Genomic DNA, 12797 nt, shown 5'->3' with positions numbered 1-12797 from the left:
TGATCAGGTAGTCGATAATATTACCCTGGCAGAACTGGTCAGACGTTACCATGAAAAAGGTAATTGTGAATATTTTATCTGATTTAGTCGACTATAGTTAAGTTTAAAAAAAGAAAAATCGAAGAGATCAGTCGGTTTCAAGCGATTTACCGATGAATTAAAAATGGCAGGATTTGAAGCATAGCACGCTTTCAATCCTGTCTTTTTTTAATACACAAACTCATATCAGAATAGTATAAAAACGTATTGACAAATACAAAAGCATCACATATAATAATCCTACCAAACATATAGGAGATATATGTTAACAGGGAGGAGATTAGTAAATGTCATTAAACAAACAGGAATTATTTGATAAACTGGCAGCTTCAATTGTGGATATGGATGAGGATCTAACCATTGAACTCAGTAACAAGGTGATTGCCGAGGGCGTGGATGCGTATGAAGCGATTGTTAATGGCTTGACGGTTGGCATGAACCAGGCTGGGAAGTTATTTGATGAAGAAGAGTATTTTGTACCGGAATTACTGATGTGCTCAGATGCTATGTATGCCGGGCTAAATTTATTAAAGCCTCATATCAAGGTCAATTCACACGAAACGAAAAGAAAAGCTGTCATTGGGGTAATTGAAGGGGATACCCATGATATTGGTAAAAACCTGGTAAAGATTATGCTTGAAACAGGTGGTTATGATGTGATTGATCTCGGACGTGATATTGCCCCGGATACCTTTGTGGAACGGGCGAAAGAAGAGAATGCCGAGTTTATATTCATCTCAACGCTGATGACTACAACCATGGAAGGAATGAGTGAAGTTGTTGAAATTCTTAAAGAGCAGAAAATCAGAGAAGATTATAAAGTATTAATTGGTGGTGGGCCGGTTTCCCAGTCTTATGCAGATAAAATTGGCGCCGACGGCTACGCAGAAAATGCGGCAGAGGCCGTGAAGTTGGCAAATAATATTGCCGCCGCTTATGGCAATGAGCTCTAAAGCGTACTCAAGTAAATTTGCAAGACAATTAAATGGAGGAAATCATCGATGTCATTAATACAAAGAAATGAAGAATTATCGTCTCTGGAACGGGTCGTGCTGACCCTGCAACGAAAAGAAGTCGATCGAATCCCGGCGATTCCCCTGGTTTGCGGAGCCTCTTATCGGGTGACCGGTTCCCGCTATGATAAATGGTCTCAGGACGCTGAAATTGCCACCCAAAGTTTACTGGCAGCACAGGAACTGATTGGTCAGGATGCCTTTTTGTTACTGGTTGACCTCTCAGTGGAAGCGGCAGACTTTGGTCAGGAAATTATTTATCCAAAATTCAGCACCGCCTATCCTGATTTTAACAACCAATTTATTAAGACTCCCGGGGAATATGAAAAAATCGGAAAAATAAATCCCCGGGAAACGACTCGGATGAAGCAGGTCATTGATACGGTCAAGGGTCTATCGGCTGCTAAAGGCAATGAAGTCGCTATTTTCGGATTTGTCTATGGTCCACTGGGCGTTTTATCTCAGATTAGAGGTCATAAAGAATTGTTTGTTGATTTGATCAAGCATCCTGAGGAGGTTTTGGCAGCAGTTGATGTGATTACCGATGTACTGATCGAATATGCCGAAGCTCAGATTGAAGCCGGGGCCCATTCTATCGTCATCGATCCGCTTTATTCTTCAGGCACTGTTTTGAGAAACACAACTTGGGAGAAATTTGAAGGCCCTTATCTAAAACGCCTTGCCGATGCGATTCGGGCGGCCGGTTCGGCAGTGGCCATTCACAATTGCGGTGGCGGTGTTTATTTTGAAGAAGTTATCAAGTGGTCTGATCCGGTGGCGATCTCAGTTGCCTATCCGGCCCATGGTGCCAAAGATTGGGAAGAACATGCCAAAACCTGGGGTGATAAGATTATCACCATCGGATATTCCGATCCCGCCGAAACCGGTCTTGTATTTACTGCAGATGAGGTGCTCGAAGATGTTAAAAGACAACTGGATCTGTTCAAAAAACACAATGCTGGCTTTATCCTTTCTTCTGGCTGTGAGTTCCCGCCCAATGGTAATTTATTAAATGCTGCGGCAATGGTGGAAGCTTCCAGACGATACGGGCGCTGGTCGATAAAGTAATTTTCAAACAAATTAAGTACAGAAGCGGAACAATTCAATATAGCAATAAAAATGAATTAAGTCCAAGTGATCAATGACAACAATTTAATAAGGATTGTTGTCATTGTGTTTATAAATGACAAGTTCAATGATTAACAGATAGGAAAGTGATCGTATGACAATACAAATTGATATTTTTTCTGGTTTTTTTGGTGCCGGTAAAACCACATTAATAAAGAAGCTGATCGATGAAAACGTGTATTCTAAAAAAATAACGCTGATTGAAAATGAGTTTGGCGAAATTCCAATCGATGGGGCATTTCTAAAAAAATACAACATTGAAATAAAGGAAATCAAGGCCGGGTGTATCTGCTGTTCTACCGTAATTGATTTTACCAATACTTTGCGAGAAATCATTAAATCGAAAGAAACAGAAAGAATCATCATTGAACCGTCGGGAGTCGGTAAATTGTCTGAAATCGTCAAGATTGTCAAGAAACTTGAAGAGGATAATGACATTCATCTCAATCTGGTGATTGCCGCCGTCGATGTGACCATGTATGAGGAATTCACCGAGTTGTTCAGTGAGTTTTATGGGGACCAGATCAGTCACGCCAGTACCATTCTCTTAAGTCGAACCCAGAACGTGGATGATGAGGAGTTAGGCAAGGTTGTTTCGAAAATACGGGAGATCAATGAGACCGCATCGATTGTAACCACGCCCTGGGATGACTTAAGTGGCGTTGAGCTGCTCGGTCTTTCCGAAGCGGATGGACAACAAATTTCCCGGGATGAGGATTTAAGTGCGTTTGATCTGGAGTTTGATGATCATGATCACGACGATGACGATCATAATCATGATATATTTACAAGCTGGGGCATCGAAACGCCAAAGATATTTCCGGTAACTCAATTAAAAAGTATCTTTGAAAGTTTGAAGGATGAGGCGGTTTTTGGAAAAGTGGTCCGGTCAAAGGGCAAGGTACAGATTGATGGGGTCAATTGGGTGGAGTTTGATTTTGTCCCCAATGCCCTGGAAATCAGGGCATCGGAGCCTGATGAAATCGGGCGGATTACCGTAATTGGCCATGATCTGAATCAGGCTATTCTGGACACCGTTTTCTGATATGTATATCAAAGTGATCGCCTGTGAGGTCATGCAGGCGGAAATAGAGAATCTGATGCCCATTCCGGATCGGGATTTTGAATTTGTCTCGATGGACTTTCATTTATACCCCCAGAAACTGAAGGTTGAGCTCCAACGGCTTATTGATGCGTCCCAGAATTATCAGAAAATTATCCTGGCTTTCGGTTTGTGTGGTGGGGCCGCTAATGGTTTAATTTCTAAAACCAGTGAACTGATTATTCCCAGAGTACATGACTGTATTTCGATCTTTATGTGCTCAGATATCTGTAGAGCCTGTGATTTTCAAAAAGAAATGGGAACTTTTTATCTCAGCAATGGTTGGATGATTACTGAAAAAAGTATTCTCTCGGATTATCAGCGTATTTATGACCGTTTCGGTGAAAAAAAAGCCAGACGGATGTTGGAAAAAATGTATGATGGCTATAAAAAAGTGCTGTTTATTGAAACATCAGCAGAACCCAAGGATACGGTAATTGAGCAATCCCGGGAAATTGCAAAGCTGTTTGAGGCGGAATATCTGACGGTTAAAGGTGAAATCGGCTTTATTGAAAGAATTATAACCGGTCCCTGGGATGAAGATAACTTCATAACGCTGCTCCCAATGCAGGAAATTTCCGAAGCGGATTTTTCAAAAAATGCGAGAAGCGCGTAATACTTCAAAACTTATCGAAGCCAGCAAATAATAAGAAATGAGGAATTTTAGATGAATGATTTAACACCAAAAGAACGGATACTCCGTTCCTTAAATAAAGAATCTGTTGATCGGGCACCAGTTATCTGTCCCGGCGGGATGATGAATTCAGCCATCGTTGATGTAATGAATAAAACTGGACACACCTTACCGGATGGCCACCACGATAGTCAATTAATGGCAGAGATTGCCAATGACGTTCAGGAGAACACCGGTTTTGAAAATTTTGGCATTCCTTTTTGCATGACCGTGGAAGCAGAGGTACTGGGCAGTGAAATTAATTATGGGACTCTGGCCTGTGAACCAAAAATCCAAAAAGAAGTGTTTCCTTCGGTTAAAGATGTCATTTATCAGGACTTGGGCGCGATGGCCAAAAATAAACGGGTTAATGCGATTATTCAGGCAACCTATCAGTTGTCAAAAGAATATTCGGACACACCGGTATTTGGCAGTATCACCGGGCCGCTCAGTACCGCTGCATCACTGGTTGACCCGATTCCGTTTTTAAAAGAACTCAGAAAGAATCCTGCCGAAGCCCATCGGGTGGTTGATTATGCCACCAATCATATTATCGAACTGGCCAGGCTGATGGTCGAGAGCGGCGCCAGTGTGATTACCATTGCTGATCCCACCGCTACCGGAGAAATACTGGGACCGGGGATGTTTGATGAATATGCGGTACGTTATCTCAATAAGATCATCGATGCGATCCATGAAACCAATACTCCGGTCATTGTTCATATTTGCGGAAAAATGAATGCGGTCAGAAAATTTGTGCCGGCAATTAAGTCCGATGCGATCAGCACCGATTCCTCCATCAGCTTGAAAAAGTTGAAAGAAGACTATCCTGAATTAACCACCATGGGGAACCTCAGTACCTATCTGCTGGAATTTGGTGAAGCCGAAAAGGTTGCCAGACAAACCGAAAAACTTAAATTGGATGGCATTGATATTATTGCGCCAGCTTGTGGACTCAGTACCTCCACACCGCTGATAAACATTACCGCAATGACGAATCGGGTAAAGGGGGCGTAACGATTATGGTAAAAGTAAATTTTATCGGCGAGAACAAAGCTATTCTGGTGGAAAAAGGCACGACGATTTTAGCAGCGGCCCAAGAACTGGGGATTGTAATTGAATCGCCCTGTAATTCCGAAGGGGTTTGCGGAAAATGTAAGGTTAGAATTTCTGAAGCAAGTATGAAAAATGTGAAAGAATATGGAAAACATCAATTGTCAGAAGAGGAAAAAGAACAGGGATTTGTGCTTTCATGTCAAACTTCTGTGACCGGTCATGTTGATGTTAAGGCCGTTGCGAAAAATCGTAATAAAACCCTGCAAATATTAAACCACGGTCAGAGCTTTGATATCGACGTCAATAGTTTTATTAAAAAAGAATATACCAGCAATGGAAAGACGATTGTAACTGCCGGTGGCAAGGTTTTAGGTGAAGAAGACGGGGACACTACGACCCAGAATTATGGCGTCGTTGTTGACATCGGGACGACCACGCTGGTGGCAACACTGGTCAATATTAACACTGGTGAAGAACTGCACTCCGTCTCAGCCCTAAATCCCCAAAGCCTGCATGCCCAGGATGTTTTGTCGCGGATTAAATTTGCCTCTGATGAAAAAGGGCTGGATGCGATGTACTCAATGATTATAAAGGAATTGAACAAGCTGATTGAAAAAGCAGCCAGACACACTGGTGTTTTACAAGAGCATATTTATGAAGTGATTTTCAGTGGCAATACCTGTATGATACATTTGGCTGCCAACGTGAATCCTTATTCATTGGGTAAATACCCCTATATTCCAGCCATTACCGGGGGAAGCAGCTTAAGCTACAAAGAACATCTCCTGGATATTTCCAGACTGGGATCAATTTATCTGCCGCCAATTATTTCTTCCTTTGTGGGGCCAGATATCACATCCGGTGTTTTGGCAACCCGGCTTCAGGATAAAGAACAGGTTACTTTATTTGTCGATATCGGAACCAATGGTGAAATGGTCTTGTCTGATCATGGCGCATTAACGGCGACCTCAACCGCCGCCGGACCGGCATTTGAGGGAATGAATATTTCATATGGAATGCGGGCTGAAAAAGGTGCAATTGAGTATTTTGAAATTGATGATCATGGCGAGATTGAAATCCGAACCATTGAAGATGGCGTAGCCATTGGTATTTGTGGTAGCGGTCTGTTGGATATTGTGGGCGAACTGGTGGTCCATAAGGTGATCGACAAACGGGGCAGACTGGCATCTCCGGATAACGCCGACTTGAAACAGAGCCTCAGAAACAGACTGGTGAAAATCGATGGGAAAATAGCCTTTGAGGTTGCCAGTGGGGTATACCTTACACAAAAAGATATCCGGCAGGTACAGCTGGCTAAGGGCGCAGTGCGAGCAGGTATTGAGTTTTTAATGGATGCAAAGCAACTGCGACCCGAAGATGTTGACGAGATTCAAATTGCTGGTTCGTTTGGCTTTCATCTGCGGGCTAAGAGCCTGATAAATATCGGACTGCTACCAAAAGAATTTGAAGGCAAAATTGACTTTGTCGGCAACACGTCAAAATCCGGAGGACTGGCTTTTTTACTCAATCAGAAATATCGCGATGAGATGGAAAGCCTGGTTACCGAGATTGATGTCATTGAATTGTCCAATGGCGAAAATTTTGATCGGATTTTTGTTGACTGCCTGTCTTTCGACAAGAAGAGTGCCTGAGCTCAAGTAAATTAATGAATACAGAAAAAACTGTTTCCAAGGTTCAACTGACAAGTGGATTGTGCATGGAAACAGTTTTTTACTATTAAAACCGCAAGGGATTTTGAGTTACTCCTCCGGACGATACGACTGATGGAAGAATTTGGATTATCCGGATATTAAAAAATGAGGTCTGCAGAAGTCGAAGCGCTTTGGTCAGCAGCCATGATCAAATGATTATCGATCAAACCGATCAGAATTATTTGCTAGAAAACTAAAAAACTGATTGACAAACATCAAAAATTACGTTATGCTTGAATCATATCAAACATATAGGATATATATGTAATATTATTTTTTGGGAGGCAAAGCAATATGTTGAACAATGAATTATGCACTTTAGATGAGAGACACTTTTGCATGTGTTGCAGTAGAACGGAATTTCGGGACTATTGTTAGCATGATGAGATATTGCATTTGTCATTCCATTTAATGGCATTTGAATATTTCTTAAGAAAGGAGCTGCATCATTGAGTAAGTCAAAAAAGAGTTTTTTCAAAAGAATATTCAAAAACAATGAAAAAAATGACCAACAAAAGAATTTAACAGATCAAAATAAAGATAATTTAGAAAGAAATAAGAGGTTGACAAACGTGAGCGAAAGAAAATTAGGATTCGATACATTACAGGTCCATGCAGGACAGACCCCAGACCCAGTAACCGGAGCAAGAGCTGTTCCTATTTATCAGACAACTTCATATGTATTTAAAGACACGGCCCAGGCAGAAGGTCGCTTTGCATTAACGGATGCTGGTAATATCTACAGTCGTTTAACTAACCCGACTACTGATGCATTTGAACAACGGGTTGCCGCATTAGAGGGTGGTTCAGCCGGACTGGCAACAGCTTCTGGGGCCGCGGCGATTACCTATGCCATTCAAAATATTGCCAGTGCTGGAGACGAAATAGTCTCAGCCAGTACTCTTTACGGCGGAACCTATCATCTTTTTGCTGAAACACTACCTAAATTCGGTATCAATACAATCTTTGTCGATCCGGATGATCCGGAAAATTTCAGAAAAGCCATCACTGATAAAACCAAAGCATTGTTTATTGAAACCCTCGGAAATCCTGGTATTAACGTTATCGATTTTGATGCAGTTGGCAAGATCGCAGCTGAAAATAAAATTCCTTTAATCGTTGATAATACCTTTGCTACCCCATATTTATTTAAACCACTGGAACACGGTGCCAACGTCGTCGTTCATTCAGCGACCAAATTTATTGGCGGTCATGGAACATCCATCGGTGGAATTATTGTTGATGGCGGCAACTTTGACTGGACCAGTGGAAAATTCCCGGATTTCACAACACCGGACAAAAGCTACAATGGTATCAAATTTGCAGATTTGGGCCCGATTGCCTATGCAGTTAAGATTCGCGCTCAATTGTTGAGAGATACCGGAGCTTCATTATCGCCATTTAATTCCTTCCTGTTTTTACAGGGGCTGGAGTCTTTATCCTTAAGAGTGCAAAAGCATGTTGGTAATACCAAAAAAATAGTGGAGTTCCTAGAAGATCATCCCAAGGTCAAAAGAGTAAATTATCCTGGACTCAAATCAAATAAGTATTACGAGCTGGGTCAAAAATATCTGCCATTGGGAGCCGGTTCCATCTTTACATTTTCCATTGATGGTACGATTGATCAAGCCAAAAAGTTCATTGACAGTCTGGAAATCTTCTCGCTATTGGCCAATGTTGCCGATGCAAAATCCCTGGTTATTCATCCAGCTTCGACTACCCATCAACAGTTAAGTCCTGAAGAACAGGCAGCGGTTGGGTTTGCTCCGGATGTGATCCGTCTATCTATTGGTGTTGAGGATGTTGATGATTTGATTTACGATATTGAACAGGCTTTGGAAAAAGCGCTGCAATAATAATTCCTCTTCAATAAAATTGATTTTATAACTGTAAGAATGGACATCTGCTGTTATTGACAAGGCAGCAGATGTTTTCTTTTCGGGCTGATTAGATTTTCAAATATTTACAAAGAATCCTTAACGATAAATGAATTGAGGTGTCACTATGCCAATTTGTGTAAAAGAAGGTTTACCGGCCATTGAGACCCTTGCCAGGGAAGATATTTTTATCATGACTGATAAACGGGCGACGCATCAGGATATTCGGGTGCTTAATCTATTGATTGTCAACCTCATGCCAACAGTGATTGCAACCGAAACTCAACTGCTTCGTTTGCTCAGCAACACCGCACTCCAGTTGAATGTCGAATTCTTAAAAATTTCTGACCAGATGACTGGCGATAAAACTGTAGATCATTTTAAACAGTTTTATCACAGTTTTGAAGAAATAAAAAATAACCACTACGACGGTATCATAATTACAGGGGCACCGGTTGAAAAACAAGAGTTCGAAGCGGTTGCTTACTGGCAGGAGTTGTGTGACGTGTTGGAATGGGCTAAAACGCATGTTTTTTCTTCACTCTATATTTGCTGGGGGGCTCAGGCGGCACTCTATTATCATTATGGTATCAAAAAGTCTGTCCCGTCGGCTAAGATTTCCGGAGTTTATGCGCATGATGTAAATAATCGTCGACATCCCATTGTCAGGGGATTTGATGATTTCTTTTATGCTCCGCATTCCCATTATACAGCGATCGCCCGGGAAGATGTGCGGGCTATACCACAGTTGGAAATACTGGCTGAATCGGCGGAAGCAGGTGTCTATTTGATTTCCGATATTACGAATCGGCAATTGTTTGTTACCGGTCACTGTGAGTATGATCGGGTAACTTTAAAAAATGAATACATACGGGATTATTTACAGGGTTTAAAACCAGATGTACCAAAAAATTATCAGCTGAAAGGCGAATTGGGGATATCGGATCAGACGACCTGGAGTAGCCATGCTACCCTATTGTTTGCCAATTGGCTGAATTATTACGTTTATCAGCAAACACCCTATCATTTAAAGGAGTTGAGTTTTTGACACATAAAGAGATAATACTTGCAGGGATAGCCCTTAAGAAGACCCCGCGGCTTCCTGCTATGATCCTTTCGAGCGGGGTTTGGACAGATTATCGCAATGGTTTGACCCTTCAGGATGTGATGATCGGACAACCGCAAAAAATTGCCCAGACGATTATTGATGACAACAAAAAAGTTGGCTCAGATGTAGTTTGGGTTGCTGCTGATTGTAGCAATGTGATTGTCAAAGCTCTTGGGGGAAAATGCACCTTTAATCTGCTGGGAGAAGCATCTACGATCGATGAGCCCCTGGTTACCCGACCCGAAGATGTTGATCAGTTAAGGTTAGAGGATTTGGAGAATTCCCGGGAGATTGCTAACCTGCTGGAAACAGCCAGAATTGTTGTTGGTGAAATTGGTGACGAGTACCTGGTGGCAGTCAGTCAATGGGGTGCATTTACCCTGGCTGGGCAGCTGCTGGGGATGGATAATATGATGAAGACAGCCTTAAAGGATAAACCGGGACTAAACCATATCATGGAATTTACGGAGAGACTCCTGTTAAAATACTGGAATTTGTTCATAGATGCCGGAGTCGAAATGGTCAATCAGGCTGAGCCGCTATCATCCGGTGATGTCATTTCAGCAAAGCTATTCAGAGAAGCATCTTTTCCCCGCATCAAGTCGGCCAATCAGGCTATTACCAAACGAATCAGCACCCGATCTCTGCACATCTGTGGCAATACGACCAAGGTTCTTGACTTAATTCCCGAGACCGGAGCCAATTTATTTTCGATGGACTACAAGGTCAATTTAAACGTAGCCAGCGAAAAACTGTCCGGGAAACTGGCCTATGGCGGCCAGCTGGATCCAATCCGGGTGTTACTGGAGGGAACCCCGGCAGAAATTGAAGCAGAGTCACTAAGCTGCATCAGAGATGGTGGAGCAACAGGATTTGTGTTGATTCCGGGTTGCGATATTGCACCGCAAACCAAACTTGAAAATGTTCAGACAATGATTCAGACGGCGCATCATTTTGATGTGACAGAAATATATTAAAAAGTTTGAAGGAGACAAGCATGAGTAAGTATAGTAATTTAAATTCACAGTTGATCCACGGCGGTATTGATGGCGATGAAAAAACCGGAGCCGTAAATGTGCCTATTTTTCAGACCTCCACCTATAAGCAGGATGGACTGGGAAAAGATCGGGGTTACGAATATTCCCGATCGGGTAATCCCACCCGGGAGGCTCTGGAAGCTCTGATTGCCGAATTGGAGGGGGGAATCGACGGCTTTGCCTTTGCGTCTGGCATGGCAGCCACCACGGCGGTACTCAGTCTTTTTAAAACTGGTGACAAAGTAATTATTTCCAGTAATGTCTATGGCGGTACCTTTCGGGTGCTCGATAAGGTCTTTAATAACTTTGGATTAACCTATGAAATTGTAGAAACAGCCGATCTTAAGCTGCTTGAAGACAGTTTGACCGAAGACGTTAAAGCAATTTTTATCGAAAGTCCGGCCAATCCACTCCTTACCATTACCGATATTGCGGCGGTAGCAGAGATTGCCAGAAAGCATGGCGTTTTAAGTATTGTCGACAATACCTTTATGACTCCCTATCTTCAAAGACCGATTGCCTTAGGGGTTGATATTGTTGTTCATAGTGCGACAAAATACCTGGGTGGTCATAGTGACTTAATTGCCGGTCTGGCGGTTGTCAATGACGAAGCCCTGGCAGAACGGCTTTGGTTTATTCAAAATGCCACTGGCGGGGTATTGCAGCCCTTTGATTCGTTTTTGTTGATACGGGGGATTAAAACTTTGGGTGTGCGAATGGATCGACATATTGAGAATGCTACATTCATTGCCGAGGCGTTACAAAAAACGCCTGGGGTTAAGGCCATTTACTATCCCGGCTTACCGGATGGTCAGGGGTATGCGATCAATAAAAAACAGGCTGACGGACCAGGTGGGATGCTCTCCTTTGAGTTGGATGAAAAGTATAATATCAATAAATTTGTGGAGTCGCTGACATTAATAACCCTGGCCGAAAGTCTGGGCGGCGTTGAATCCCTGGTTTGCCATCCTTCCAGTATGACCCATGCATCGATTCCCTATGAAATCCGGCAAAAAGTTGGTATTGTTGAAAATTTGATCCGCATCTCGGTTGGAATTGAGGATAAACAAGATATTTTAGCGGATTTGGAACAGGCATTTGCTAAAAGTTTAGAGGCATAAGATGGCGTATTATAATGATATCAGAGAATTGATTGGCAATACGCCAATGGTGAAGCTTAACCAGTTTCAGGTCAAAAAAGGGGTGAATATTTTTGCCAAACTGGAACTCTGGAATCCTGGCGGCAGCGTCAAGGATCGGATTGGGGTAGCGATGATTGAAGATGCCGAAAACAAAGGGTTGCTTAAACCAGGCGGCACAATCATTGAAGGCACTGCCGGTAACACGGGTCTCGGCGTGGCCCTGGCCGCCATCAATCGGGGTTATCGGGTAATCTTTGTGGTGCCAACTAAATTTTCAGTGGAAAAACAGACGCTGATGCGGGCCTATGGTGGAGAAATTGTGAACACGCCCCGTGAACTGGGAATGCAAGGAGCTACGAATAAGGCCCGGGAGTTATTGAAGTCAATTCCCGATGCCATTTCACTACAACAGTTTGAAAACCCATCGAATCCAGGTATTCATTACGACACCACGGGGCCGGAAATTTTTAATGATCTCGACGGAAACATTGATTATCTGGTGGCTGGTGCTGGCAGTGGCGGCACCTATTCCGGGGTGGTGCGTTATTTGAAAGAAAAAAATCCCAACATCAAAGGGATTTTAGCAGATCCCTACGGTTCAATCATGGGCGGCGGGACAGCCGGTTGCTATGATATTGAAGGGATAGGCAACGACTTTATTGCCAACACAATGGATATGACCCTGGTTGACGAGGTTATCAAAGTGGATGATCGAACCGCCTTCGATTTGGTGCGATTACTGGCAAAAAAAGAGGGCATTATTGCCGGAACTTCATCTGGAGCAGCACTCTACGGGGCACTCAAACTGACAGAAAAAATTGAGCAAGGCAATATTGTTGTGATCTTTCCTGATCGTGGCGACCGTTATTTCAGTAAGAATTTGTATGAATAGGGAGTAAAGATAAAATAA

The 12797-nt window shown here is 42.7% G+C and carries 11 protein-coding genes; all 11 read left to right on the top strand.

The window, feature by feature from the left end:
* Positions 1 to 326 precede the first annotated feature (326 nt).
* The 11 genes from BI182_RS16065 (at position 327) to BI182_RS16015 (ending at position 12779) form a co-directional block, all read left to right on the top strand.
* Complete coding sequence (locus BI182_RS16065) at positions 327 to 992, top strand: cobalamin B12-binding domain-containing protein (protein ID WP_070371987.1); 666 nt, start codon at positions 327 to 329, stop codon at positions 990 to 992.
* 48 nt (positions 993 to 1040) lie between these two features.
* Positions 1041 to 2120, top strand: coding sequence for a uroporphyrinogen decarboxylase family protein (locus BI182_RS16060; protein WP_228883104.1), 1080 nt, complete (start codon positions 1041 to 1043; stop codon positions 2118 to 2120).
* A gap of 154 nt (positions 2121 to 2274) precedes the next feature.
* Entirely contained in the window at positions 2275 to 3225 is a 951-nt protein-coding gene (locus tag BI182_RS16055) for a CobW family GTP-binding protein (RefSeq protein WP_286809337.1), read from the top strand.
* Between the two features lies 1 nt (position 3226).
* Positions 3227 to 3898, top strand: a complete 672-nt coding sequence (locus BI182_RS16050) for a DUF1638 domain-containing protein (protein ID WP_286809335.1) — start codon at positions 3227 to 3229, stop codon at positions 3896 to 3898.
* Between the two features lie 51 nt (positions 3899 to 3949).
* Positions 3950 to 4972: a uroporphyrinogen decarboxylase family protein gene (locus BI182_RS16045; protein WP_286809333.1), complete on the top strand. Its 1023-nt coding sequence runs from the start codon at positions 3950 to 3952 to the stop codon at positions 4970 to 4972.
* Positions 4973 to 4977: 5 nt separating this feature from the next.
* Positions 4978 to 6663 (top strand): ASKHA domain-containing protein, encoded by a 1686-nt coding sequence (locus BI182_RS16040; RefSeq protein WP_286809331.1) that lies wholly within the window; start codon positions 4978 to 4980, stop codon positions 6661 to 6663.
* Positions 6664 to 7295: 632 nt separating this feature from the next.
* Positions 7296 to 8579, top strand: a complete 1284-nt coding sequence (locus BI182_RS16035) for an O-acetylhomoserine aminocarboxypropyltransferase/cysteine synthase family protein (RefSeq protein ID WP_228883109.1) — start codon at positions 7296 to 7298, stop codon at positions 8577 to 8579.
* Positions 8580 to 8727: 148 nt separating this feature from the next.
* Entirely contained in the window at positions 8728 to 9648 is a 921-nt protein-coding gene (locus BI182_RS16030) for a homoserine O-succinyltransferase (RefSeq protein ID WP_148636351.1), read from the top strand.
* Positions 9645 to 10685, top strand: a complete 1041-nt coding sequence (locus BI182_RS16025) for a uroporphyrinogen decarboxylase family protein (protein WP_286809327.1) — start codon at positions 9645 to 9647, stop codon at positions 10683 to 10685. The genes BI182_RS16030 and BI182_RS16025 overlap by 4 nt, the downstream gene beginning before the upstream one ends.
* Positions 10686 to 10705: 20 nt before the next feature.
* A complete protein-coding gene (locus BI182_RS16020; RefSeq protein WP_286809325.1) occupies positions 10706 to 11866 on the top strand; it encodes a trans-sulfuration enzyme family protein in 1161 nt (386 codons plus the stop codon).
* A 1-nt stretch (position 11867) separates the two neighbouring features.
* Positions 11868 to 12779, top strand: coding sequence for a PLP-dependent cysteine synthase family protein (locus BI182_RS16015; protein WP_286809323.1), 912 nt, complete (start codon positions 11868 to 11870; stop codon positions 12777 to 12779).
* Positions 12780 to 12797 lie beyond the last annotated feature (18 nt).

Origin of the sequence: Acetobacterium sp. MES1, assembly GCF_002237635.1 — a bacterium.
Classification (GTDB): Bacteria; Bacillota; Clostridia; order Eubacteriales; family Eubacteriaceae; genus Acetobacterium; species Acetobacterium wieringae.
This window is presented reverse-complemented; position numbering and strand designations above follow the sequence as displayed.